The sequence below is a fragment of the Lacrimispora sanguinis genome (genome assembly GCF_044987295.1).
In the GTDB taxonomy this organism is placed as follows: Bacteria; Bacillota; Clostridia; order Lachnospirales; family Lachnospiraceae; genus Lacrimispora; species Lacrimispora celerecrescens_B.
Map to the genome: position 1 here is coordinate 2841145 of NZ_CP173277.1, position 24336 is coordinate 2865480.

Genomic DNA, 24336 nt, shown 5'->3' on the forward strand with positions numbered 1-24336 from the left:
CGTTCCTGCAGCCATTCCTGCTGCCGGGCCTAGATAAAATATAAGGCGGATTCAAGCGAACCCGCCAAAGCCGACCTGATCCATTTTCCTTTAAGTGAAAACTTCTAAGTGATTTCGTCAAAAAAGACACCCTTTAAAGGCCGAATCCGTTCTACCAAAGACCTTCTGTCCTCAGGTACCGTTGGCATCCTATATCCAAACAGCCAGGAAGTCATTTCACTGATTCCCATGGATAGATGAGGCTTGATCCCAGACGCATCTTTAATCGGAATAATGGAGGAACCTTCCGGTCCCAGCCTCCACCGGAACACTCCATCATTCTGACGGATAAATTCATCCTTTACCTCAATAAACAGTTCCATTTCGCTGATCGGACAATCCTCTTTTAAACGTATCACGGAGACAAACTGTTCCAGATGAATGATCCTGCCCATGACAGCCGGCTTTAAGGGACCTGTTTTCTGTATAAAATCAGGCAGACAAATAAGCTCACGCTGATTTTCTGCTGTCTCTCCGTAATAAGCCCACACACCGACCAATCGTTCTCTCTCATCCCGGGTAAAAAGAAGAATCAGATCGCCTCTGTCGCTTCTGACTTCCCTGCTTAAATTCAGATAATATTCCTCATCTCTGAGTGCATAGACCTCATACTTCTTTTCCAGCTGCCTTCCCACGAACCTTGCAGCTTCCCTGCACTCATCTGACCGCTCAACGAGAGCACGGCGGCTTAAGTGCAGCCGTCCTTTTTCGCTCAGCGCCACTTCCGGCAGATCGCAGATATAGGTAAAATCAAAAGGAAAGTATATCGCCGGATCAGCTGGCACCAAAAAACAAAACCCCATCCGCTCCATATACATATCGGAAAAACAGCGGCTCAAAAGCCGCCTCATATATCCCTGATGGCGGCTGCCCGGATCCGTAGCGACACCGGCTATATAATCAATCTTCCATAAACGGTCCTTAACCACCACCTCATAAGGATTACGGTGCAGCATAGCTACCACACGGTCCTCATTCCAGGCAGTGAGAATCTTATTCTTCCGTACCCTATCCGAATAATAATAATCCAAAAAGCTCTGGGAATCTTCAGAAAAAACCGTTTCCCACAACGCCCGGCTCTCGCCTTTTTCTTCCTGCTTCAAATACCGTATCATAGTTAAAAGCCCTTCTGTACGACTCCGTATTTTCTTGCAAAGTCAATGGGGTAATAAGACATTTTCGCCTTTCGCAGCCCTTCCATTCCAACATCATCCTCCCGGTTGATAAGCACCGGATTTTCCGGGAATGCATGTATCAAAAACTGCTGGTTAATAAACTGGTACAGTCCTTTCACATTCGGGTCAGCCTTCTCAATGTGTATGACTGCCATATTTTCAAAGGAATTGTAGGTGCCGATGGTAAAGGCTTTTAAAGTTCCGTCAATATAAACGCCTGCCATCCTCACGTTAAGCATAGAACAGTTCTTCAAAATATCATGGATGCCCATTACTTCATAATCCAGCTGCCGGACGAATTCTGCGGCCTCCACCTTATTCTCCCACCAGTCATCCAGAAATTCCAGTACATCATCCCGGTCCGAACAGCAAAGAGTCCGGTATTCATACCTGCCCTCATATTCCCTTAAAAAAGAGTTTAAGTGATTTTTCTTCTTATGAAGCTTTTTCCCTGCCAGGGTTCTCATGGCTTCCCCATCATAAAGATAATCCTTTAAGTCTTCTTGTTCTATGACCTCAAACTTTTCCGGATCCAGCTTTAAGAAATTAACTGCCTCTTCATCTGCAAGATAAATGCGAAGAGGCTTTTTTAAAACCTCATTAAAATAATCTACCATTTCTTGAAAATAATGAGGAAGATCCTCCTCTTTGCACATGGGCATTGCGGAAAAAGGCTCTCCGTCCTTTTCCATCAAAAACAGCAATGCTTTATCGTCGCTTATGGCATACTTCACATGGTAATAGTTTCTCCAGATAAAACTGTCTAAATATACACTGTCACAAGTTCTGTTGGGCCGCAAGGCATAAAAAGGCGATATTAACTTTATATCTTCTGCCTCAATCGGCTTAAATTGTAAATTCATAGTCGTTCCCTTCTATAATTACTGCTAACTTTTTTTTATAAAATCGGTGCCGCATTTTGGACAATGGATGCTGATCTTTCCTTTTCCCCTGGGAATCCTGATCTTCTGCTTGCAATTTGGGCATTTGTAAATATGATATTTCCTGCTTTGCTGAAGCTTAAAACGCCATCTTCGGAATACTTCTGAGACATGAAACCAGATGTGTTCAAATTTCTGATTTTCTTCAAAACGCTTTCCAATATTTTTTGAAAACACTCGAAAATAACATAAAACCAGAAAGACCAATGTACCAATATTCAGCCACCAGCTCCGGTTGAACAATCCGGCTGCTAGAAAAACACAAGCTATGGCGTTCAAAAACTGTCCCAGCCTGTCCATGCCATATCTTCCGATCATAAAACGCGCAAAACGTTCTCTAAATCCATTCATCCTGTATCTGCCGCCTCTTTTCACTTTGACTTAACTATAATAACGTATCGGTTGAAAGTCAATGTTCCTGGTAAATATTTCATAATCTTTTCAGAATTGGTTTTTAGTCGTATCCCTGTACTGCTTGGGAGTCAGGCCATACCGTTCCTTAAACAGCCGGTGAAAATAACTGTTGTTTTCATAACCCACTTCCGCAATGATCTCTTCCACTGGCTTTGACGTAGAGGTAAGAAAATTCGCCGCCCTCATCATCCGAATTAGCTGCAGGCATTCCGTAAACGTCACCTGATAATGCCGTTTAAATAAACGGCTGATATAATAAGACGGCTGCATGGCCTGAGTCGAAAACTCTTCTAACGTTGCGGTTGGATAGTTGTTTTCTAAATATTGATATGCAGTCATTGCTATTTTTTCCTCATACTGGGCCATATCATGCAATTCTGCCTTATCTGCATTATGAAACAGCTCCATGATCAGTATTCCCATGGTAGCTTGATTAATTTCCTCTCTGCCCTTTTTATCTCCAATTAGGGACCAGATCATATTCTCCAACAGATTCTTCGCTGGCATCATATCCTGCAAATGAAAGTGAAGATAATCCGACACAGAATGCTTTCCTGATGGAGACCCGGTAAAAAAGTGGCGCAGAACGCCGCCTTCCTCTACCATCAGCTCCAGATGAAAGAAAAATTCCGGCAGCAGAAAGAAATGAACTGCAATATCATCCCTGCCTGCAGGTTCGACGGCATGTCTCGTCCCCTGCCTTATGAGCAGAAGATCATTGGTCTCTAGAAGAATATTGGTCTCGTTGATCACATGAACCGTGGACCCACTATACATATAAACCAGCTCTATATAATTGTGACAATGATCTGGAATCGGAATCTTGTGAGGCTGGCAGCACATGTCCATCAGCTTCCTCTGGCCCATCGCAGCCTCCTCATCAACCAGGCTTTTCCATACATCATTATTCCCTTCTGATGCGCTCTTTAAATATTCCAGAAGTTCTTTTTTCATGCTTCCCTCCAAATAGCAGATTCTTATGCTTTACCCCGGACTATTATACCACCATCCCTCCATTATTTGCAAGAAAGGACGGTTTTTATACAAATTTAGACATGGCTTATTTATTATATATTACATATAATCAGCTTGGAATTTTATCTTTATACAACCATCTTTATTAACGAGGTGAGCCATATGAAAAGGTACCCAATCCGCTTAGGAAGCATTGACGAAGTAACCGCATTCGTCAAAGCAGTCAACCAGTATGACTGTGACATGGATTTATGCAAAGGAAGCGTTATCATTGATGCCAAGTCCTTTCTCGGCCTTATGACCATTTGTCCGGATGCCGATCTGGAGCTTATCATCCATAACAATGACCACAAGGAAATTCTGGATACTCTGTCCGATTTTCTGCTTGACCAAAAAACAGCATAACCAATACATAGGTACAAAAAGATGCCCGGTAATCCAATGATTTACCGGGCATCTTTTTTATGGTTCCTCTTAAACTTTAACAAGATCTTTATACTTCCCCTACAGACTTCTATCCTGTAAATGAGGGAAATAAGATTTCATGACCTGTTTTAATGTCTCTATATCCCTATCCTTCATTCGGGTAAGAGGAAGTCTGTAGCTTTCCTCACACAGCTCCAGAATGGATAGAGCCGCCTTAACCGGCACAGGATTTACATCCATAAACAAGGCATTCATCATAGCAAGCAACTCCAGCTGCATATTCCTGCTCTTTTCTATTTCACCTTCAAAAAAATACTGGCATATCATATGGGTCTCAAAAGGCATGATATTAGCTAAAACAGAGATCACTCCCTTGCCCCCCAGAGATAGGATGGGCACAATCTGGTCATCATTCCCTGAATAGAGGTCAAGCCTGTCGCCGCAAAGGGCGGCAGTTTTTGCAATACTGGATATATTTCCTCCTGCCTCCTTAACGGCCCTGATATTGGGGTGTTCTGACAGCTTTAAATAGGTTTCCGGACTGATATTAACCCCAGTGCGGGTCGGGACATTATAAAGGATGATGGGGATCTCCACGCTGTCTGCCACTGCCGTAAAATGCTCCACCAGCCCATGCTGGGAGGTTTTGTTATAGTACGGAGTTACCTGCAGAAGTGCGGATGCCCCTAGGGACTGGGCCTTTCGAGACAGGCGCACGGCGTGGGACGTACAGTTGCTTCCGGTTCCCATGATCACGGGAACCCGATGGTTTACATAATGTACCACAAACTCAATCAGTTCCAACTTTTCCTTTTCTTCCAACGTAGCGGATTCCCCTGTGGTCCCATTGACCACAATGGCATCCGTGCCGTTTTCCAGCTGAAATTTCAGTAATTTTTCCATTGCCTTAAAATCCAGGTTTCCATGGCTATCCATGGGCGTAACGATGGCTACCGCTGAGCCTTTAAAAATCGCATCTTTCATAGGCACTCATTCCCAAAATTAGAGGTTCATACTAACAAAAGTATGACAAACATCCCCTGTTGGTACCATACACAAATCAATTTTTTCATCATATAAACCATTATAAGGAGTGATGACCGTATGTATAATTTTCTTCTTTTAGGCGGCGATTCTAGGCAGCTTTATTTAAACCAAATATTAACCAAAAACGGCTTTCAAACAACCCTTCACCATAGCAGCGAGGATTCCTCATTTTCCATGGAAGAAGCCATAAAAAACAGCAATGTTATCATTTGTCCCATCCCATTTACCAGGGACAAAATCAACTTGTTTTCCGACAACGACATGACGGATCTGGGTATCGGTAATCTATTAAACCTTTTGACCTCAGATCATATCCTTTTCGGCGGAAGCATCCCTGCCTATGTAAAGGAATATTCCAAGGAAAATGGCATTGCATGCTTTGACTATATGGACATGGAGGATATTACCGTAAAAAATACCATTGCAACCGCAGAGGGCGCCATTGCCGAGGCCATTCGATTAAGTCCCGGCTGCCTTCACAAAAGTAAATGCCTTGTGACCGGCTTTGGCCGGTGTTCAAAAACCCTGGCACTGAAATTAAAGGGCCTGGATGCGGAAGTGACCATTGCCGGACGAAAAGAAATACAGCTTGTTCAGGCGGCTTCCATGGGATTTCATGCCAGAGCACTTTGCGACCTGCCCCCGGTTATAGGGGATTATGAGTTCATCTTTAACACCATCCCAGCCCTTATCATAGAAAAAGATCTGATCCGTTCCATGAATCCGGACGTAACGATCATTGATATCGCATCCGCCCCCGGCGGCGTTGATTTTGGTTTCTGCAGGCAGCAGAATATCCGCGCCAAGCTTTGCCCGGGACTGCCTGGAATCTACGCTCCCCAGTCATCTGCGGAAATTTTGTACGAAGCAATTGTTAAATCTCTGTCATAAAGGAGTGTCATATGAAGCTGGAAGGAATGAAAGTAGGCCTGGCGATTACCGGGTCCTTTTGTACTTTTGATAAAATAGAAAAAGAAATAAAGGTTCTGGTGGATAAAGGAGCCGATATATACCCAATCTTTTCCACCAATGTACAGACAACGGATTCCCGTTTCGGTGATACCGGTGAATACATGAAGCGGATCTCAGCCATGACAGGCAATAAACCCATCCTGAACCTGGAGGAAGCAGAGCCGATCGGACCCAGAGGCTATCTGGATATCCTGATCATCGCTCCCTGTACCGGAAATACCCTGGCTAAGCTGGCCAACGGCATCACGGATACCCCAGTGCTCATGGCAGCCAAAGCCCATTTAAGAAATTCCAAGCCCCTGGTGATCTCTCTTTCCACCAATGATGCACTTGGAATTAATTTTAAGAATGTGGGTGAATTGTTTAATGTGAAGAATATCTATTTTGTTCCCTTTGGTCAGGATGACCCAGTGAAAAAACCTAATTCCATGATCGCGCACACGGAACTCATTGCGGATACGCTGGAATATGCTTTAGACGGGAAACAGATTCAGCCAGTTATTTATTAATCTCTGTAATAGGACTGCTGCAGGATGAATTTGCGATGGCAAATTGAACAGACAGACACCTAAAATTGTGCAGATTTGTCTTGCAGCGGCCTCAGAGATATTATCATGTGGATTCACAGCAATATTAAGCCCTGTTGTGTATTATATCCACAGTGACTATGTTGACAAGCAATCTGCAAGATATCACTTCCACTTAACAGGACAACCTACAGGAACTGGCAGGCTTTTTTATACATGCTCCCCCCTATTCCTTTATTAAAATGCGGTTCATGTAATTTCTAATGCCGTTTGTATTGTTTATATCATTTGTATGGCCTTGATTAAAGCTCATTAAATAATGTGTTCTAGATTGATCATATATTATAAATCCGAATTGCATATATAGGTCCTGAACTGGATCAGATTTATAAACATATAAAAATATTGGTTTGCTTACCTGTCTGGAGAGGGATGTAATGTGCCTTAGGTAAAACGCTTCTATCCCTTTTTGCTGAACGGATTCAGTAAGCAGGAGGGATATTTCGCCAATCTTATCCGGCTGTTCATGAAATGCGAAAAAACCAACCGTAGTACCGTATAATAGTATCTTTTGAAAACAACTATATTTTAGCATTCTATGAAAACTGTTAGTGCTAATAATGATTTGAATATCCTCGATCCAACCGTCATTGTATTCGTCTACGTATTTCTTATGGCAGATTCTTTTTATATCGATGTATTTTTCCAAGTCCTTTATATCTACATTCTGTAAGGAAAAACCTTTACCATTTAAGTCCTCTGATAATACCATTTGTCCCCCTGACTGCCAGCAGCCATCTACCTAATGTCAAACACATGATTAATGTGACAGGTGATGGTATGGTTATTGTTGGCTATTTTAATTTAATATTGGTATTATCATAAGAGCTTGGTCAAATAAATATTACCATTATTTTATAATGTACCAAATATCTTTTGTCAAATATCATTTAGGCAATTAAGGAAATAGGCAAACCAGTCCTTTGGCTGTCAAATCCTGTCCGTCAAATAAATTAAAATTTGGCCAAGAATGACAGGTACTTTCTTATTTTCTAAGCATAACATAAGACAAATTGTTTTATTGAAAGGCAGTAATATTATGGCTACTTGTCCTCAAGGACTGTTTCCTTATACCATTCGACGCGGTGATACACTATGGATGATTGCACAACGTTATTATACTTCCGTTGCTGCTATTAGAGCGGCAAATCCAGGCTTAAATCCACAGAACTTAACAGTGGGTCAGACCATTTGCGTTCCGGCAAGAAGAGCTCCACGCCCACCAGTCACGACTCCTCCTTCCGGTAGATGTCCTGTAGGTCTTCGGACCCATGTCGTTCGGCGAAATGATACCTTATGGCTTCTTGCTCGTGAATATTGCACCACCGTAGATACCATTATGGCTCTGAATCGCGGTTTAAACCCCGGCAATCTGAGAACAGGTCAGGTAATCTTAATCCCGGCCGGATACAACTTGTCCAATCTACCTTTCTGGTTCCGTTCCATGGATATCCAGGATTTCACTCCGGAGAAAATGAATGACAATAGTGATATGACCTACTATCCGGAAGAAACATATTCCTATACAACTGATTCCGACAATACACAATAGCTGCTTTTTCGGTAATTTCAGAATGTGTAATGAAAATCATAGCCGTGAATCTTGCATATGTCCTGTCATTCCGTTTATCAGGCGGATGAACAGCATTATCAGGTAACGGAATCGCTTTACAAATAAAACTCCAACTTTCAATCAAGATTTGAAAGTTGGAGTATTTTTCTTTCATACGTTTACTCGTTAAATATTTTATTTTTTTATTGTCTTTAAATACTCCTCAATGGCAAAAATGGTGTCTTCAACATCCTGATGAGTATGAGCATAAGAAAAGAACATTGCCTCAAATTGAGCAGGTGCTATATATACTCCATGTTCTAACATAAATCTAAAATACCTTGCATATTCCTTCGTATCTGCCGTCTTTGCCGTCTCATAATCCGTAACCTTAGAATTAGCAAAGAAAATACATGCTAGGGAACCTATCCCAGTCACTTGATACTTTCTATTATAACTGCCAAATAACTTATCAACCTTATTCCTAAAATACTCTCCAAGTTCATTAACCTTAGTATAAACCTCCGGATGTTCCTTCAAATACTTAAGCTGAGCCATACCTGCTGCCATAGCTACCGGGTTTCCACTTAAAGTTCCTGCTTGATATACCGGACCAACCGGTGCCACCATTTCCATGATTTCACGCCGTCCACCATAGCAACCTACCGGCATACCACCACCAATAATTTTTCCAAATGTAGCTAAGTCTGGCAGGATGTTATAATAACCTTGTGCTCCGCTTAAAGAAAGGCGAAAACCTGTAATTACTTCATCAAAAATCAGAAGTGCTTTATGTTTCGTACATAACTCTCTTAGACCTTGCAAAAATCCCTCTTGTGGTAATACAACTCCCATATTAGCAGCCACTGGTTCTACAATAATCGCAGCAATTTCATCCTTATTCTGCTCAAATAATTCGATAACACTATCCAGATCATTATACTTTGCTTGTAATGTGTCTTTTACAACATTGCTTGGAACTCCCAAGCTGTCAGGAATTCCAGCAACCATTACTCCAGACCCTGCTTTTACTAACAAACCATCGCTATGACCATGATAGCAGCCTTCAAATTTGATAATTTTACTTCTTCTTGTATATCCTCTTGCAGCTCGAATGGCACTCATTACTGCTTCTGTTCCTGAGTTTACCATTCGAACCATTTCAAAGCATGGAACAATTTCACATAATAGTTCTGCCATTTCAACTTCAACTTCTGTAGCAGCACCATAACTTAAACCTTTTTGTGCTGCTTCTATCACTGCCTTGCGGATAACTTCATGATTATGACCTAGAATCATCGGCCCCCATGAATTTATATAATCAGTATATTTATTTCCATCTACATCATAGATATATGCCCCATCTGCCGACTCAATAAAACGCGGACTTCCGCCTACTGATAAAAATGCTCTAACCGGGCTATTTACTCCACCTGGAAGATGTTTTACTGCTCGTTCAAATAGTTGTTCTGATTTAGTCATTAATCAATTCTCCCATCCTTTATCAATTTGGCAAGTTCTTTTGCATAGTTTATTGTCATTGTTCGAATCGGTGATACGATCCCCTCATACTTATTTCTATAACACGTTCAATTAAACTATCAATGGTAGCCTCTTTTGCAACTGTAATTTTCATTCCATACAAAGCTGCTTCTTTTGCCGTTAGCTCACCAATGCAAACTGCCTGAACCTTATGAAAATCCATATCTTTCATTGTTTTGACAAAGCTGCGTACTGTTGAAGCACTTGTGAATGTTACAATATCTGCTTCCTCGATACATACTTGTTCATTTTCTTCATAAATAATATCATACACTGGAACAGCCTTCATCTGAACATTTGCAGTAGATAAATAATTAGCAAGTTCGCTGTCTGTTTCATTGGGTATTAATACAAGCACATGATCTTCCGGCAGGGCCATTGCTGCAATTCCTTTTCCCAGTTCCGTTCCATAGTATTTCTCTGGCATATAGGTTACACGAATACCTCTTTTCTCTATTGCCTTACGGGTAGCAGGTCCTACTGCTCCAAAATGACAATTCCATAGGCTTCGAATGTCTATCTGCTGCTGCCATAAGCTATCAAAAAATATATCTACAGCCACTTCACTTCCAAACAGAATCCATTTATAATCCTTTATTGTATGAAGTACCTCTATCAATTGGTTGTTATCCGCAATTGGTTTTGTTGAAGTTCCTGATAGCATGACTACCTCTGCTCCAAGATCATATAGCTTTGCTGCCAGAGTGGAGGCTTTATCTTTTGGTCTTGTTACAACCACTCTTGCTCCGCCAAGCAGTCTCTTCTCTGCCCAAGCAAAGGTTTGAGAAAGTGAACACACTTTGCCTACTACAATAATTCCAGGTGTTCCTATGTTCTGCTTTGTGGCTTCCTCCGGCAAAGTAGCAATCGTTGCAATCACATTTCTCTGCCTTGCCGATGTACCACGCTCTAATATTGCTGCAGGAGTCGTTTGATCCATTCCTGCTTCTATTAACCCTCTGCAAATATCAGATAATGCAGCAACCCCCATTAAAAACACGAGTGTTGCTTCTCCAAGCGCTGCTAAGCTTTTATAATCTATGGATTCCTGGCATCCTTTCTTTCTATGTCCGGTAATTATATGCAAGGAGGAGGTAAAATCACGATGAGTCACCGGTATCCCCGCATAGGCAGGTACAGAGATTGCAGATGTAATACCTGGTACTATCTCATAAGGAACACCATGTTCACAAAGCAGCTCAAGTTCCTCTCCCCCTCGGCCAAATAAGAAAGGATCACCGCCTTTTAACCTTACTACTCTTTTTCCCTCTAACGCTTCTTCTAACAGAATTTCATTAATCCGCTCTTGTACTACCGTATGATTTCCCGAATATTTTCCAACATTTATTTTCTTAGCAGACTTTGGTATCATCTGAAGAATTCCTTGTCCTACCAACTGATCATATACCACTACTTCCGCTTGCTCTAAAACATCTTTTCCTTTTATCGTAAGCAATCCAGGATCCGATGGTCCTGCACCAACTAACCACACTTTTCCTGCCATCATCCAATCTCACCTCTTAAGCGTAATGCTAATTGTTCTCCGACTATTTCTGCTCTTTCCTTGCGGTCTACAGCTTCGGCAACTCTGTGTTCTGTAGTTGACTCATTATAATACAAGCCGATTAATTTTATATATTCCCCTTCTACCGTTGCATGCGCTGCAATCGGAGAAGAACAGCCTCCATCTAAAGTGCGGACAAAGCTTCTTTCTGCCAAGGCTGCATATGTGGTATTATCATCCTTTATGTATTTTAAGAATTCGACATCTAAATCTCTTCTGGCTTGAATGGAAAGAATGCCTTGACCTGCTGCCGGAATCATCTCTTCCACAGAAAAAAAGTAGCTAATACGTTGAGGTAATCCGACTCTTTGTAACCCTGCTGCTGCTAAAATCAAAGAAGAATAATCTCCCCTATCTAATTTAGCCAGTCTTGTAATAACATTTCCTCGAACAATACTTGTACACGCATCTGGAATTAATTTTTTTATTTGTAACTTTCTTCTTGCACTAGAAGAACCGATATTTTGATAGTATAAAGCCTTATCTTCATTTTCTACGAATTCACATCCTTGTGGCAGCACTAATACATCTCTTGCATCCCCGCGCTTTGGTAACGCCACAATTGGAAGCTCTTCATTCTCTTCCATCGGCATATCCTTTAAGCTATGAATCGCAATATCAATTCTACCATCTAGCAATGCTTGGTCTAATTCCTTAACAAAGAGGCCTTTTCCACCAATCTTATCTAAGCTCTGATCTAATATTAAATCACCGGTAGTCTTTAACGTAATTAACTCCAGCTCTATTTCCGGATTGTAGCGCATAATCTCTTTCATTACTATTTCAGTCTGCATTACAGCTAATTTACTATCTCGACTACCCACTACAATTTTATTCTTTTTCATATTTATAATTAAGCCTTTCCATAATCTGAAAACTTTGTCTCCCAGGCATTTGTCTCTAATTCCTGTTGTATTTTCCTTGTCACACTTTTTACTAAATGATGATTCGTACCGCTGGCTGTTATTCCAACTACAATCTCTCCCTTACTTGCAATACCAGGAAAATAGAAATTGCTCTCTTCTTTACAGTCACAAATATTACGGTAACAATCCATTTCTTTTGTTTCCTTATAGACGGAATAATTAACGTTTCTATCATTGGTGCATGCTAAAACCATATATCCTTGCTTACAATCGCCCTTTGCATATTCTTTTTTTAACCAGCCAATCTGATGGTTATGAAATAAATCGAGTAAATCTTCATGCAAGCCTGGTGAGATAACCGTTATCTTCCCGCCAAACGGAAGCAACGTTTGTATTCTTCTTAAAGCTATATTTCCCCCACCAATCACTATAATCTTTCTATCCTGCAAATCTATAAATACCGGAAATTTCAAATCTTTCCTCCTACCTAATTCGCATACTTATGTAAGTACAAGACTTGTTTACTTAACGCAATACATTGCTGATTGTTCCAACGCTTTTAGTACTTCTTCACATTGGTCAATCTGTAAGACATCACGAAGTCCAAATATAATCTTAGATACTGCTTTTTTAGTAGCCATTTGAACATTGGATTGCAATTGTTCTTGTTGTTCCTTAGATATATCAATTGATTTATAGACTTTTGTCAACTTAGCATCTGTAATTTCACTAACAATATCACTGATCCCATCAACCGTTGATGCAAGATTACGGAATTGATACCACTGTTTAAATTCATCTACATATTCAGATAACAGTTCCCTTGTTTCTTCTAAAACATTTTCTCTACCTTTTGCTTCCTGACTAAAGTAATCCATATTGAATACACTTACATCATCAAGTTCTTCTACACTTGGCTCGATATCTCTTGGGATAGCCATATCAATCAGATAATAGTTCTTTCCTTTCCGTCTTTTATTCTCAAACGTATTCTTATTTATGGTAAAATGATGGCTTTTAGTCGCACTAAAAATATAGTCCATAGCCGCAATATGTTCATATCTCTCATCATATAATACCACTCCACTGCCTTCCGGAATGATTGCTTTACTTTTCTTATATTGGCGAAGGGTCATCCACACCTCGCACTTTTTCTCTAATAAATTTTGAGCCATTAAACGACCCATTTCTCCATTACCAATTACTAAACAAGATTTACCCGTTAAATCACCCTGTTCTTTTTCCAGTTGTTCTACAATTGCGTGAGGCAGGGAAGTGTTGCTCTTTGCTATTTGAATATTTGTTTTGACTTTTTTGGCAGCTGTAATAGCAATTCGAAATAAACACTCTAAGACAGAGTCTATATATTGATACTCTCTTGCCTGCTGCATAGCTTGTTTTAATTGAGTTAAAATCTGATCTTCACCAAATATCTGGGAGTGAATACCACAGCCTAATTCCATTAAGTAATTTACTGCCTCATCCCCTTGCCTGCAAACACAAAAGCTATCCATAGTCTCTTTGGCATTTTCACCTATCACTAGCTGACTAAAGCATTCTAATTCAGATGTACCTAATTCACTAAACCAGATTTCGGTTCGATTGCAGGTAGATACTATGATACAACCGCTCGAGTGATATCTCTCTTTTATTACTTTTGCAATTTCTAACTGTTTTTCAAATGTTAGAGAAAAATGCTCTCTATCTTCGATATTAGCGGTATTATAGTCAATCCCTACCATGCTGATGTTCATTTTTACAACCTCACTTTTTCATTCTACTTAAGAATCCAAACTCCAAGTATCGTTACTTTTAACATAACACAGCACCTATATGGATACAAATAAGAATCCTCTAAGACAATCATAAGATTTACCTATATCACTACAACAAACGATCGAAGATTTCTGCATACTTATATTTTTTAACCAGGTCAATAAATTCTTCCATTTGCTTTGATACAAATTTGTTTTTATGATATACAATACTAAAGGAGCGATTCCATGTGGTATCTCTATTCTTAATTACAACGATACTACCATTTTCAATCTGCTCTCGTGCAAGCCGAATTGATAATACAGCCAAACATTGATTATCAATCACAGATCGGATCATTGCTGTTGGACAATTTGCAACCATGCTAATATTTATAGATACATCTTGTTCTTTTAAATAGTTTTCAAATAGCTCTCGTGTTCCACTACCTTCTTCTCGCATTACAAATTTTTCTCCGGCTAGGTCTTTTGAAGTAAAGCTCTTTTTCTTTGCAAATGGGTGTTTAGCGCTGCAGACTAAAACCAAGTAATCATCTACAGCAGGTATCGTCACTAAATCCGGACTTTTCACTCTGCCCTCTACAAGACCAATATCTAATTCAGAATTCAATATCTTCTCTTCGATATCGTGTGTGTTGTTTATGTAGGAATAGATTTCAACTTCGTTATTCAACTCTTGATATGAGTTCAATATATCACTGATAAGGCAGCTTCCTATTGTAATCGTGGAACCAATTTTAAGCTTTTGATACCCTGTTATTTCAAACATTTTACTTTCTAAATAATCAAATTGTTCTACCACTTGCTTTGAATATAAAAGCAGCTGTCTTCCCTTTTCAGTTATATATAGTTTTTTCGATAACCGTTCAAACAATAGCGCCCCATAATGATCTTCTAACTCCTTAATTGCTTGACTTACCGTTGGCTGAGATACATAAAACTTAGCTGCAGCAATGCTCATCTTCCCACTTTGTGCTACTTCGTTAAATATTCTTAAATGGCGTATCGTCATGGAATCACCTCTGTTTTATTTTCTATCATAGGTTTTACCTATGACTTCGATAAGATATTATCACTTTTATTATATTATAACAAGTGCTATATTAAACATATGTTAAAAAATAAACAAAGGGGTGTAGCTGTGAAGATTTTAATTATTGGCGGCGTTGCCGCAGGTACTAAAGTTGCAGCAAAGTTAAAACGTGAAAACCGCGACTATGACGTAACGATTCTAACCAAAAGCAAGGATATTTCCTACGCTGGTTGCGGATTGCCTTACTATGTGGGTAACGTAATCGAACAACGCGAGCAATTAATAGTCAATACACCAGCTAGTTTTTCAACATTAACTGGTGTCACAGTATTGACTGAGACTGAAGTTATCAAAATGAACCGAGACCAAAAAACTGTAGAGGCAAAGAACCTGGCAACGAGCGAAATTTCTACATATTCCTATGACAAGTTAGTGATTGCTTCCGGAGCAAGCCCAATAAAGCCAGACATTGAGGGTGTTAATTTAGATGGCGTATATTACATGAGAACTCCTGAAGATGCCATTGGTCTTCGCGAAGCAGTTGAAGCAGGAAAGATCAAACGTGCAGTCGTTGTAGGTGGTGGTTTTATTGGCCTTGAAGTTGCTGAGAACTTAAGCCTTCAAGGGGTACGCGTAACTGTACTGGATATGGCTGAACACATCTTACCTGGATTTGACCCTGAATTTGCAGAGTATGTTGAAGATCATTTGGCTGACCATAGTATTATGGCAATGACTAATACCAGATTAGAAGCAATTCTTGGTGAAGAGAAAGTAGAGAAAGTTCAAACAGGAAAACGTGCGATCAAATGTGATGCGGTAATTCTTGCAATGGGTATTCGTGCTAACACATCCTTTGCGGTAAACACTGGTCTGGAATTAATGAAAAATCAGACAATCAAGATTAATGAATTTCTTATGACAAACGATCCTGATATCTATGCAGTCGGTGACTGTGCATGCGTATCCAATGCATTAACCAAAGAAAGCGCCTGGTCCCCTATGGGCTCATCCGCTAATATTGAAGGACGTATTGCTGCAAGAAATATAGCCGGAAGCCGCATATCCTATCGCGGAGTACTTGGCACCGGTGTTTGCAAATTACCTGAACTTAATGTAGGAAGAACTGGTTTAACAGAAGCAGGGGCTATTGCGGCTGGCTATGATGCGGTTAGTGTTGTTACTGTAGTGGATGATAAAGCACACTACTATCCACAGGCATCTAACTTTATAGTAAAAATGATTGCTGATAAAAATACAAAGAAATTATTAGGTCTTCAAGTATTAGGTAAAGGCAGCGTTGATAAAATGATTGATATCGCAGTTACAGCCCTTACGATGAAGGCAACTTTAGAAGATATTGAGAACATGGATTTGGCGTATGCACCTCCATTCTCTACAGCAATTCATCCATTATCCCATACAGTGAATGTTCTTTTAAATAAAATTAGTGGTGCATTTAATAGTATCACTCCAACAGATTACAAGGCTGGTAAGGCTGAAGGTTACAAATTAATTGATGCCTCTATTGCCCCATCCATTGCGGGTGCTCCTTATATGGATTTAACAAAGGTTACCGGCAAAGTCCCGGACTACTCATTGGATGATAAACTATTACTGGCCTGTTCCAAAGGCAAAAGAGCCTATTTATTACAAAATCGTCTGAAACACTTCGGATATACAAATACTTTGGTTCTTGAAGGCGGATCTATATTTAATTCAATTGAGTTATAGATAGAAGTTAACTAATTTTATGGAGGGAAAAACATGACACAATTAAAAGTAACTGCAGAAGATGAAAAAAGAGTAAAGGCCCTTGGGTTTCTTAGAAACAAGGGAACTGATAACTTTTCAGCAAGAATTATTACAGTCAATGGTAAAATTACTGCAGCTCAGAACAAATGCTTATCTGAAGCATCTGAAATTTATGGTAACGGTATCGTTACTATGACAACAAGATTAACACTTGAATGCCAAGGCGTTCATTACGATAACATTGAAAAGTTCCGTGAATATATTGCAAAGGAAGGACTTGTTACCGGTGGTACCGGTTCAAAAGTACGTCCGGTTGTATCTTGCAAAGGAACCACTTGCCAATATGGCCTTATTGACACATTTGAACTTTCAGAAGAAATTCACGAACGTTTTTATAATGGCTATGCAAGCGTAAAATTACCTCATAAATTTAAAATTGCTGTAGGCGGCTGCCCTAATAACTGTGTAAAGCCAGACTTAAACGACTTAGGCATTATCGGTCAATTAATTCCTAACTATGATGAAGATAATTGTAATGCTTGTAAAAAATGTTCTGTTGTAGAATCATGTCCTATGGCTGCTGCAACGTTAGTAGATGGTGTTCCTACGATTGATAAAGATGTCTGTAACAACTGCGGCCGTTGTGTTGGTAAATGTCATTTCGATTGCATCGAAGACGGCATAAGCGGATACAAGATTTACATAGGTGGCAGATGGGGTAAAAAAGTAGCACACGGAATTTCTCTTGATCGTGTATTCACCAGCAAAGAGGAAGCTTTAGCAATCATTGAAAAAACAATTCTTCTCTATAGAGAACAAGGACAAACCGGAGAACGTTTATCCGATACGATTTCTCGTATTGGTTTTGAAAATGTTCAAGCTCAGTTATACGCAAATGATTTACTAGACCGCAAACAGGAAATCTTAGATGCTAAGCTTCACTTAGTAGGCGGCGCAACCTGTTAATATAGGCTTTTTAATAACCGAATAGAGTAAAAGCTCTATCGGTTATTATTTCGGGCTGTATTGTTAAAAATTTAACTACATTTGAGGGGACATTACAAATGATGAACAAAAAATCTTACTTGGCTATTGGGACTTGCTTTGTTATTGCAATCATAGCAACTTATCTTGGAAAACTTCAAAATATTATTGGTGCACCAATGATTGGTCTATTTATCGGTATGCTTCTTGTAAACATCTTACCTAGCGTAGACAAAGACTTTAAAAAAGGTACAACTTTTGCAGGTAAAAAGTGCTTAAACTTAGGTATCATCCTTGCAGGCGGAACACTTGATTTTGCTCAAATCTTAGGATTTGGTGCGAAGGCGCTTCCTTTAATCATTATAAATATCTGCTTATCCTTTACAGTAGCATATTTCGTTGGCAAACAATTAAAACAATCCTGGAATACTTGCACTTTAGTTGGTGGAGGAACTTGTATCTGTGGTGGTACAGCCATTGCTACTCTCGCTTCTATTATTAAAGCAAAAGAAACTGAGATTGCTTACGCTATGACAGCGATCTTTCTTTTTGATATATTAGCAGCTCTGGTATACCCATATTTAGCAGGTGCACTTAATCTAACTTCCAATCAATTTGGATTCCTTGCAGGTACTGCAATCAATGATACATCAAGTGTTGCAGCATCGGAAGCTACATATAATGCAATAAATGGTTTAGACTTAAATCTGGCAATTACAGTGAAGCTTACACGTACTACTATGCTCATTGCATTAGCAGTAATCTTTACAGTAATCACAGTTCGTAAACAATCTAAGAACAATGCTGCAAATGCGGAGCAAACAAGTATTTCAAAAACCGTATTAAAAGTATTCCCATGGTTTATCCTTGGCTTTTTAATAATGGCAGTTTTAAATACAGTGGGGTTGTTCGATTTAGTTAACGGATTAGATAAATACCTAAAAACCGGTTATAAATTATTTATTACCATTGCATTAGCAGGCGTAGGATTCAAGATCAAATTCAAAGATTTATTAACGAAAGGTATTAAGCCTATTATTCTTGGTGGCTGCACTTGGTTGGCTGTTGCAGCTTCCTCTATGATATTCATTCATTTGTTTGCAGATTTTATTGGTTAATATAAAAAGATATTTTAAGAGGAAAGGAGCCCTATCACTATGGATCTGCATCAATCAAAAAAAGCAATTCTAATTGTAAGTTATGGTAAAAATTCTTTAAGTTCCGGTAATTGCTTTATCTTAGCACTAGAAAAACAATTAAAATCAGCCTTACATGACTATGCTGTATATCCAGCAATCATTAGCCATGGACAGGATAAGGATTCCACGGGCTTGCCTTTTCTCTTTAAGGTGCTGGAACAGCTATATTATAATAAAATAACTACACTTTTTATCCTACCAACATTCCTACTGCCTGGTCATAGTTTTCTTAAAATGCAACAAATTCTAGCTGATCATCAACATTTATTTAATGAGATCAACATTTGTACACCATTACTGGCTGCAAAAGAATGCTATGGCCCATTTTCCACTTCCCTTGCAACCCTATATCCAGTTCGCAACGATGATGAAGCAATTGTATTCTTAGGGCATGGCAGCTCCCACTCATCCAGTATTTATTACAATGAGCTTGAAACATATTTTCATAATAATCATCACATAAATTATTATGTGTTAACTCTAGATTCTCTTTCGGATATAGATAACTATATCGCCATGTTACATAAAAGAGGTATAAAATATATACGGTTAATTCCATTACTAATGCTTGCCGGTTATCACGTCTTTCACGACATGGCCGGCAAGAATCAGGAATCTTTATATTCTGTTTTAACTGCAGCAGGTTTCAAAGTAGACTGTGTTCTGTCAGGTCTTGGAAACGAGCCTTTCATTCAACAGCTATTGATAGATCAGCTGCAAACACAAATTAATAATGATAATTTACTTCTTTAATTCCCAAAACAATAAATGCAAATAAAACTATGTCTCGCTGATTTCACAGCATTGTCATAGTTTTATTTTTAATAACTCATTTCATACCTAAACCATCACTCCAGGAATTAGCGAAACTGGCAAAATGGTATAGAAAACACTGAACTTCAAAAACTCCTGGCCATATCAACCTTTATATGAACCATTACGATATCCCTAACATCACTCCATTAGAAGATATCACCAACCTTGTGACCTCTGTGGCCTCCCATTTTACCCTTGCGTTCAACTACTGAGATTTGATTTCAGGTTTTTTCATATGTGCTCCTGCACTGTTTTATGAGGTGGTATTTTGCTTGGTATTGTCTTGATTCTGAAAGTAAAATACCACCATTTGAATACCATAATACAAGCAATTCCTGTTCGGAGAGTCCATGACGGAATAAGCACCATGGTAATGATTAGGATACAACTCACCGGAATGCACAGGCCGAGCTTTGCCTTCAGCGTCATGGCTCGTGTTCTTACAAACTCCGCCAAGTATTTCTGATATAGCTTCGTGCCTGTAAACCACTTATGGAACTGCGGCGAACCTTTTGCGAAACAGAAACAAGCCAACAGATAAAACGGGGTGGTTGGCAAAATCGGAAGGATAATGCCAACCGTTCCGAGTCCAACCGCCAGAAACCCAATGAACAAAAAGACGAGATTAAGGATTTTCTTCATATGCGGCATATCCTTAATCGTAGTATTTTCCTGTCATTTCAAGAATCTCTACCTGAATGACTGCTGTTCCTCTTACCATATTTTCAGGCAGCGTAGTCCCTGATAGGTGAGGGGTATATTTTTTTACAACCTCCATCAGGGCTTCCCTTTTCAGGTCAATATCATCCACCAAGGTAGCCATACCAGAAAGTATCACACTTTCGTATTTTGTGTTGGTATCGCAAGCCTTGCCGTCCGGGTCAAGGAGTAAGTCTTGCATTTCATAAGCGGTGATACTCACATGAGGGTCTGCTTTGATGTTGTTGATTTTTTTACCCTTGGGTAAGCCGTGCATATAAATAAAGCCATTGTGATAGACATGGTGCATTGGTATGACATACGGTGTACCTTCCTCATTCAGCATAGCAAGACTACACGTTGCAGTCCGATTCAGCAAATCCTCCATCTTGTCCTTGGTCATCATATGTGTTTTCATTCTGTGTTGCATGATTTATTCCTCCATAATAAGATACTTTATTTCTTATCAAGTATAACGTATAATTGTATCTATCAAAAGCGACAATTATCAAATTTTTAATAGGTACAATTAAGGAGAGAGCATATGTTAATCATAGACAGGCATTCAGATGAACCGCTATATATGCAAATTTATCATCAACTAAGGGACAAGATTATATCCGGAGAGTTATGCGAGGGAAGCCTTCTCCCACCTATCAGAACATTGGCCAGTACAGTCATAGTTGCAAAAAATACAGTTGACAGTGCATATCAGCAGCTTTGTTCCGAAGGTTATATTCAAAGCAAGGTTGGCAGCGGTTATAAGGTACAGAAGATAGCGATAAACAACCTTGCTCCGTCCCATATAAAACAAACTGACTTTAAAAAGCCCATTACACAAGAATCAGAAGAAACATATACCATACAGTATGATTTCAAATACTGCAGACTTGATATTGAGAATTTCCCCCTTCGTATCTGGCGTAAACTGCTGAACCAGGTATTGCTATCCGATGAAATTGGGAATATCACTGATTATCATGAGAAAAAGGGAGATTCAGCACTTCGGGTACAGATTATGAAATATCTCACCAACTCCAGAGGGGTTGTTTGCCGTCCGGAACAAATTATTCTTTGCTCCGGAGCTATGTCAGCCCTGAGTTTAGTCTGCCAGTTGCTCATGCAGGAAACCAACATTGTCGCTGTGGAGGACCCCTGCTATGACAGTGCCAGAGAAACCTTCATCAATCATGGTTATGGTGTGATGCCTATTGGATTACAGGATGATGGCATTAATTTGATGAAACTCTCGGCTTCCGGTACAAAGCTAGTCTATAACACGCCCTCCCATCAGTTTCCAACAGGTATTGTCATGTCAATCAACAAACGGCTTAAGCTGTTAGAATGGGCGGAGCAGAATCACGCTTATATTATCGAGGACGATTATGACAGTGAGCTTCGTTATAACAGCAGACCAATCCCCTCTATACATTCCCTCGACAAGAATGAACGTGTGATTTATGTCAATACCTTTTCCAAAGTGCTTGCACCCGGACTAAGAATGGGTTTTCTCGTTTTGCCTGAGGAATTGTTGAAGCAATACCATGCTAACTTTTCAAGTTATCATTGTTCTATTCCTTGGCTGGATCAGAAAGTCATGTATCACTTTATCCAGCAGGGACATTGGAATCGGATGCTGAACAAATCCACTGTATCCAATAAAAGAAAGCATGATATGTTAATCTCCACAATCCAAAGTCAGATGGCAGGGAGGGTAAACATCCATGGTAAAAATGCCGGTCTGCACATTCTGCTGGAGGTTCACAATGGGATGTCCGAAAAAGAACTCATTGCGTCAGCACAAAGGGCGGGGGTTGGTGTTTATCCGGTATCCGACTATTGGATGAACCTGCAAAGCTACTCGGATAATATGGTTCTCATGGGATACAGCAGTTTATCAGAAGAAGAAATTGTGGACGGTATCACCCGGCTATCCTCCGCTTGGTTTATAAAATAATGAAAATTAAAGTAAAGCAAACGCTGCCAATAGAATAAATTAGCGTTTTCGATGCTTGGAGTAGAAAAATCCCCCGGATAGCAAGAAGCAAAATATAGAGAATGCTATTGTACCAATCCTGGCAGAGGATCACGCATAATAACCGATCTGTAAAACTGGTGATAGTCCTGGATCCCTAATATCCTTTGACAAAAAATTAACTATAATTACTTATCTGGATTGACATTTATGTATAATAAAAATATAATATATTATATCGATAAATATTTATCGATATGTAATTATCAAACTAACAATCTAAGGAGGAATTAACATGGCTAATATAATTGGCAGCCCTGAACGTTACGTTCAAGGCAGAGGGATATTAGGTGAGCTATGTAAACATTTGCAAAATATAGGAAAGGCGCCCTTTATTTTAGTTAGCGAATCTGGTAAGGGACGTGTTAAAGATCCTATCGAAAAGAGTGCAAAAGAATATAATACAAAATTATCTTTCGAAATTTTTCAAGGTGAGTGCTCTCGTAATGAAATTGACCGCTTAGTGAACGTATATAAAGAATCTGGTTGTGATGTAGTTGTTGGTATTGGAGGAGGAAAGATCCACGATACAGCAAAAGCTCTTGCTTATTACGCAGAAGCTCCTATAGTAATCGTTCCTACTATTGCCGGAACAGATGCTCCATGCAGTGCTTTATCAGTTATCTATACAGACGACGGCGCTTTTGAAGATTATCTTTTTCTTCCTAAAAATCCAAACATGGTTTTGGTCGATACTGAAGTAATTAGTTCTGCTCCGGCACGTTTACTTGTATCTGGCATGGGAGATGCATTGGCAACCTATTTTGAAGCCCGTGCATGTAAGCAGTCAAACAGTCCTAACTTTATTGGCGGCTACTATACCATCACCTCTATGGCAATTGCCAGATTATGTTATGATACATTACTTGCTAACGGTATTCAGGCTCTTGTTTCTGCACAAGCGAAAGTATGCACTAAAGCACTGGAAAACATTGTTGAAGCAAATACATATCTTTCAGGTATTGGTTTTGAAAGCTGTGGTATCGCAGCAGCCCATGCGATTCATAATGGATTTACAGCTATCCATGAAACACATCAGTGTTACCATGGTGAGAAAGTGGCTTTTGGTACCTTAACTCAATTAGTACTTGAAAATGCTTCTCCGGAAGAATTTGAAGAAGTGATAAATTTTTGTTTAGATGTCGGATTGCCAACTACTCTGGAGGATCTTGGAATTCATGAGATTAAAATAGATGAAATAATGAAAGTTGCAGAATTAGCATGTAGCCCTAATGATACAATGGGGAACATGCCATTAACATTAACACCTGAAATAGTTTGTGATGCAATTATTGCCACAGATAGACTGGGTCATTATTTTAAAGCAAAGCGGATTTAATTAAAGACCCTTTCAAAGTGGGTATGGACATACTTTAGTGTAAATAGAATAACAATCCAAAAAATTTGCAGAGCATATGGGTTAAGGCTGAGGGCATCCCAAACGCTTGCTGTGGTTTATATGGAGTAGCGGCGGGCCTTGAGTCTGCCGTTTTCCATTTCTCCTCAAACTCCTGAGGATAAAACTCAGGAGTTTGAGGGACAACTCTCAGAGCCTTACGCAGCAAAACGATCTGCAAAGATTATCATGGTCTGGCTGTATGTCATTGCCCCATCTCTTGACGGTTGTGCTCACTTCTTTGTGATTTCCTTACCGGATCGAATCATCGGTTGGGAAAATAGACTTTAGTATTCATTTTGTTCGCTCTAACGCATTACCTTCAAGGTTTTTTGTAAATTCATTTTAGTCATTTGGTTTCCGGAAAGTTAACCAGCTATGTGAACTACTTCTTCAGCAGATTGCCTGTGATCAAGATGTTTCATATTCATATATAGTTTAGCCCCCCACCAGGTCCCTGCCACATGGCGTAGACGGGTACATACCAACATTAGAGCGGACTGACCATCTGGGAATGCTCCTACTACTTTTTCTCTCCTAAGAT

24 protein-coding genes and 1 pseudogene are annotated in these 24336 nt (G+C 39.6%); 10 read left to right on the forward strand and 15 right to left on the reverse strand.

The genetic code is table 11. The features are described 5' to 3' along the window. Nucleotides 1-104: 104 nt before the first annotated feature. The 4 genes from ACHZES_RS13150 to ACHZES_RS13165 form a co-directional block, all read right to left on the reverse strand. The gene (locus ACHZES_RS13150) at nucleotides 105-1154 is read right to left on the reverse strand and encodes a GNAT family N-acetyltransferase (protein WP_038283301.1); all 1050 of its coding nucleotides are present in this window, start codon (nucleotides 1152-1154) and stop codon (nucleotides 105-107) included. Nucleotides 1155-1156: 2 nt separating this feature from the next. After that, nucleotides 1157-2077: a DUF2156 domain-containing protein gene (locus tag ACHZES_RS13155; protein ID WP_395549162.1), complete on the reverse strand. Its 921-nt coding sequence runs from the start codon at nucleotides 2075-2077 to the stop codon at nucleotides 1157-1159. Nucleotides 2078-2101: 24 nt separating this feature from the next. Next, nucleotides 2102-2506, reverse strand: a complete 405-nt coding sequence (locus ACHZES_RS13160; RefSeq protein ID WP_395549163.1) for a hypothetical protein — start codon at nucleotides 2504-2506, stop codon at nucleotides 2102-2104. Between the two features lie 90 nt (nucleotides 2507-2596). Then, nucleotides 2597-3523 (reverse strand): AraC family transcriptional regulator, encoded by a 927-nt coding sequence (locus ACHZES_RS13165; RefSeq protein WP_038283295.1) that lies wholly within the window; start codon nucleotides 3521-3523, stop codon nucleotides 2597-2599. 183 nt (nucleotides 3524-3706) lie between these two features. Between ACHZES_RS13165 and ACHZES_RS13170 the strand changes: the two genes are divergently transcribed. Further along, entirely contained in the window at nucleotides 3707-3949 is a 243-nt protein-coding gene (locus ACHZES_RS13170) for an HPr family phosphocarrier protein (protein WP_038283294.1), read from the forward strand. Nucleotides 3950-4048: 99 nt separating this feature from the next. Here ACHZES_RS13170 and dapA read toward each other — a convergent pair whose 3' ends face one another. Further along, nucleotides 4049-4954 (reverse strand): 4-hydroxy-tetrahydrodipicolinate synthase, encoded by a 906-nt coding sequence (dapA, locus tag ACHZES_RS13175; protein WP_038283292.1) that lies wholly within the window; start codon nucleotides 4952-4954, stop codon nucleotides 4049-4051. A gap of 120 nt (nucleotides 4955-5074) precedes the next feature. On the opposite strand from dapA, the gene dpsA reads away from it, so the two are divergent. Then, the gene (gene dpsA, locus ACHZES_RS13180) at nucleotides 5075-5908 is read left to right on the forward strand and encodes a dipicolinate synthase subunit DpsA (protein ID WP_395549164.1); all 834 of its coding nucleotides are present in this window, start codon (nucleotides 5075-5077) and stop codon (nucleotides 5906-5908) included. Between the two features lie 11 nt (nucleotides 5909-5919). Further along, entirely contained in the window at nucleotides 5920-6498 is a 579-nt protein-coding gene (locus tag ACHZES_RS13185) for a dipicolinate synthase subunit B (RefSeq protein WP_038283289.1), read from the forward strand. 244 nt (nucleotides 6499-6742) lie between these two features. On the opposite strand, the gene ACHZES_RS13190 is transcribed toward ACHZES_RS13185, so the two are convergent. Beyond that, nucleotides 6743-7288 (reverse strand): hypothetical protein, encoded by a 546-nt coding sequence (locus tag ACHZES_RS13190; protein WP_395549165.1) that lies wholly within the window; start codon nucleotides 7286-7288, stop codon nucleotides 6743-6745. A 387-nt stretch (nucleotides 7289-7675) separates the two neighbouring features. On the opposite strand from ACHZES_RS13190, the gene ACHZES_RS13195 reads away from it, so the two are divergent. Next, complete coding sequence (locus ACHZES_RS13195; RefSeq protein WP_205621751.1) at nucleotides 7676-8128, forward strand: LysM peptidoglycan-binding domain-containing protein; 453 nt, start codon at nucleotides 7676-7678, stop codon at nucleotides 8126-8128. A gap of 195 nt (nucleotides 8129-8323) precedes the next feature. Here the strand turns inward: ACHZES_RS13195 and hemL are convergent, their stop codons facing one another. From hemL to ACHZES_RS13225, 6 genes are all read right to left on the reverse strand, one after another. After that, nucleotides 8324-9610, reverse strand: coding sequence for a glutamate-1-semialdehyde 2,1-aminomutase (gene hemL / locus ACHZES_RS13200; RefSeq protein ID WP_395549166.1), 1287 nt, complete (start codon nucleotides 9608-9610; stop codon nucleotides 8324-8326). Nucleotides 9611-9665: 55 nt separating this feature from the next. After that, nucleotides 9666-11177, reverse strand: a complete 1512-nt coding sequence (cobA, locus tag ACHZES_RS13205; RefSeq protein ID WP_395549167.1) for a uroporphyrinogen-III C-methyltransferase — start codon at nucleotides 11175-11177, stop codon at nucleotides 9666-9668. Next, nucleotides 11174-12079: a hydroxymethylbilane synthase gene (gene hemC / locus ACHZES_RS13210; RefSeq protein WP_154526555.1), complete on the reverse strand. Its 906-nt coding sequence runs from the start codon at nucleotides 12077-12079 to the stop codon at nucleotides 11174-11176. Before hemC ends, cobA begins: the two co-directional genes overlap by 4 nt. A gap of 8 nt (nucleotides 12080-12087) precedes the next feature. Further along, the gene (locus ACHZES_RS13215) at nucleotides 12088-12573 is read right to left on the reverse strand and encodes a bifunctional precorrin-2 dehydrogenase/sirohydrochlorin ferrochelatase (RefSeq protein WP_395549168.1); all 486 of its coding nucleotides are present in this window, start codon (nucleotides 12571-12573) and stop codon (nucleotides 12088-12090) included. A gap of 48 nt (nucleotides 12574-12621) precedes the next feature. Continuing rightward, the gene (gene hemA / locus ACHZES_RS13220) at nucleotides 12622-13854 is read right to left on the reverse strand and encodes a glutamyl-tRNA reductase (protein WP_395549169.1); all 1233 of its coding nucleotides are present in this window, start codon (nucleotides 13852-13854) and stop codon (nucleotides 12622-12624) included. A gap of 130 nt (nucleotides 13855-13984) precedes the next feature. Next, nucleotides 13985-14887, reverse strand: a complete 903-nt coding sequence (locus tag ACHZES_RS13225) for a LysR family transcriptional regulator (protein ID WP_395549170.1) — start codon at nucleotides 14885-14887, stop codon at nucleotides 13985-13987. Nucleotides 14888-15016: 129 nt separating this feature from the next. Here ACHZES_RS13225 and ACHZES_RS13230 point away from each other — a divergent pair, with 129 nt between their 5' ends. From ACHZES_RS13230 to ACHZES_RS13245, 4 genes are all read left to right on the forward strand, one after another. Continuing rightward, the gene (locus ACHZES_RS13230; protein ID WP_395549171.1) at nucleotides 15017-16642 is read left to right on the forward strand and encodes an FAD-dependent oxidoreductase; all 1626 of its coding nucleotides are present in this window, start codon (nucleotides 15017-15019) and stop codon (nucleotides 16640-16642) included. Between the two features lie 33 nt (nucleotides 16643-16675). Further along, entirely contained in the window at nucleotides 16676-17629 is a 954-nt protein-coding gene (locus tag ACHZES_RS13235) for a (4Fe-4S)-binding protein (protein ID WP_100043407.1), read from the forward strand. 98 nt (nucleotides 17630-17727) lie between these two features. Next, nucleotides 17728-18765 carry a YeiH family protein gene (locus tag ACHZES_RS13240; RefSeq protein ID WP_395549172.1) on the forward strand — a complete coding sequence of 346 codons (1038 nt, stop codon included), beginning with the start codon at nucleotides 17728-17730 and terminating at the stop codon, nucleotides 18763-18765. Nucleotides 18766-18804: 39 nt separating this feature from the next. Then, nucleotides 18805-19599, forward strand: a complete 795-nt coding sequence (locus ACHZES_RS13245; protein ID WP_395549174.1) for a sirohydrochlorin cobaltochelatase — start codon at nucleotides 18805-18807, stop codon at nucleotides 19597-19599. A 294-nt stretch (nucleotides 19600-19893) separates the two neighbouring features. Here ACHZES_RS13245 and ACHZES_RS13250 read toward each other — a convergent pair whose 3' ends face one another. After that, nucleotides 19894-20304: a YbaN family protein gene (locus ACHZES_RS13250; protein WP_395549175.1), complete on the reverse strand. Its 411-nt coding sequence runs from the start codon at nucleotides 20302-20304 to the stop codon at nucleotides 19894-19896. 13 nt (nucleotides 20305-20317) lie between these two features. Beyond that, nucleotides 20318-20791 carry a pyridoxamine 5'-phosphate oxidase family protein gene (locus ACHZES_RS13255; protein WP_038283274.1) on the reverse strand — a complete coding sequence of 158 codons (474 nt, stop codon included), beginning with the start codon at nucleotides 20789-20791 and terminating at the stop codon, nucleotides 20318-20320. A 114-nt stretch (nucleotides 20792-20905) separates the two neighbouring features. Here ACHZES_RS13255 and ACHZES_RS13260 point away from each other — a divergent pair, with 114 nt between their 5' ends. Beyond that, nucleotides 20906-22318 (forward strand): PLP-dependent aminotransferase family protein, encoded by a 1413-nt coding sequence (locus ACHZES_RS13260; RefSeq protein ID WP_395549176.1) that lies wholly within the window; start codon nucleotides 20906-20908, stop codon nucleotides 22316-22318. Nucleotides 22319-22631: 313 nt separating this feature from the next. Next, nucleotides 22632-23735, forward strand: coding sequence for a glycerol dehydrogenase (locus tag ACHZES_RS13265; RefSeq protein WP_395549177.1), 1104 nt, complete (start codon nucleotides 22632-22634; stop codon nucleotides 23733-23735). A 425-nt stretch (nucleotides 23736-24160) separates the two neighbouring features. Here ACHZES_RS13265 and ACHZES_RS13270 read toward each other — a convergent pair. Continuing rightward, a pseudogene (locus ACHZES_RS13270) lies at nucleotides 24161-24331 on the reverse strand (IS256 family transposase); the annotation flags it as partial. Between the last annotated feature and the right edge of the window lie 5 nt (nucleotides 24332-24336).

Bases quoted from the DNA above. Each gene is read 5' to 3' on its own strand.
- ACHZES_RS13150 (WP_038283301.1), bottom strand. From the start codon at position 1,154: ATGATACGGTATTTGAAGCAGGAAGAAAAAGGCGAGAGCCGGGCGTTG.
- ACHZES_RS13155 (WP_395549162.1), bottom strand. From the start codon at position 2,077: ATGAATTTACAATTTAAGCCGATTGAGGCAGAAGATATAAAGTTAATA.
- ACHZES_RS13160 (WP_395549163.1), bottom strand. From the start codon at position 2,506: ATGAATGGATTTAGAGAACGTTTTGCGCGTTTTATGATCGGAAGATAT.
- ACHZES_RS13165 (WP_038283295.1), bottom strand. From the start codon at position 3,523: ATGAAAAAAGAACTTCTGGAATATTTAAAGAGCGCATCAGAAGGGAAT.
- ACHZES_RS13170 (WP_038283294.1), top strand. From the start codon at position 3,707: ATGAAAAGGTACCCAATCCGCTTAGGAAGCATTGACGAAGTAACCGCA.
- dapA (WP_038283292.1), bottom strand. From the start codon at position 4,954: ATGAAAGATGCGATTTTTAAAGGCTCAGCGGTAGCCATCGTTACGCCC.
- dpsA (WP_395549164.1), top strand. From the start codon at position 5,075: ATGTATAATTTTCTTCTTTTAGGCGGCGATTCTAGGCAGCTTTATTTA.
- ACHZES_RS13185 (WP_038283289.1), top strand. From the start codon at position 5,920: ATGAAGCTGGAAGGAATGAAAGTAGGCCTGGCGATTACCGGGTCCTTT.
- ACHZES_RS13190 (WP_395549165.1), bottom strand. From the start codon at position 7,288: ATGGTATTATCAGAGGACTTAAATGGTAAAGGTTTTTCCTTACAGAAT.
- ACHZES_RS13195 (WP_205621751.1), top strand. From the start codon at position 7,676: ATGATTGCACAACGTTATTATACTTCCGTTGCTGCTATTAGAGCGGCA.
- hemL (WP_395549166.1), bottom strand. From the start codon at position 9,610: ATGACTAAATCAGAACAACTATTTGAACGAGCAGTAAAACATCTTCCA.
- cobA (WP_395549167.1), bottom strand. From the start codon at position 11,177: ATGATGGCAGGAAAAGTGTGGTTAGTTGGTGCAGGACCATCGGATCCT.
- hemC (WP_154526555.1), bottom strand. From the start codon at position 12,079: ATGAAAAAGAATAAAATTGTAGTGGGTAGTCGAGATAGTAAATTAGCT.
- hemA (WP_395549169.1), bottom strand. From the start codon at position 13,854: ATGAACATCAGCATGGTAGGGATTGACTATAATACCGCTAATATCGAA.
- ACHZES_RS13225 (WP_395549170.1), bottom strand. From the start codon at position 14,887: ATGACGATACGCCATTTAAGAATATTTAACGAAGTAGCACAAAGTGGG.
- ACHZES_RS13235 (WP_100043407.1), top strand. From the start codon at position 16,676: ATGACACAATTAAAAGTAACTGCAGAAGATGAAAAAAGAGTAAAGGCC.
- ACHZES_RS13240 (WP_395549172.1), top strand. From the start codon at position 17,728: ATGATGAACAAAAAATCTTACTTGGCTATTGGGACTTGCTTTGTTATT.
- ACHZES_RS13245 (WP_395549174.1), top strand. From the start codon at position 18,805: ATGGATCTGCATCAATCAAAAAAAGCAATTCTAATTGTAAGTTATGGT.
- ACHZES_RS13250 (WP_395549175.1), bottom strand. From the start codon at position 20,304: ATGAAGAAAATCCTTAATCTCGTCTTTTTGTTCATTGGGTTTCTGGCG.
- ACHZES_RS13255 (WP_038283274.1), bottom strand. From the start codon at position 20,791: ATGCAACACAGAATGAAAACACATATGATGACCAAGGACAAGATGGAG.
- ACHZES_RS13260 (WP_395549176.1), top strand. From the start codon at position 20,906: ATGTTAATCATAGACAGGCATTCAGATGAACCGCTATATATGCAAATT.
- ACHZES_RS13265 (WP_395549177.1), top strand. From the start codon at position 22,632: ATGGCTAATATAATTGGCAGCCCTGAACGTTACGTTCAAGGCAGAGGG.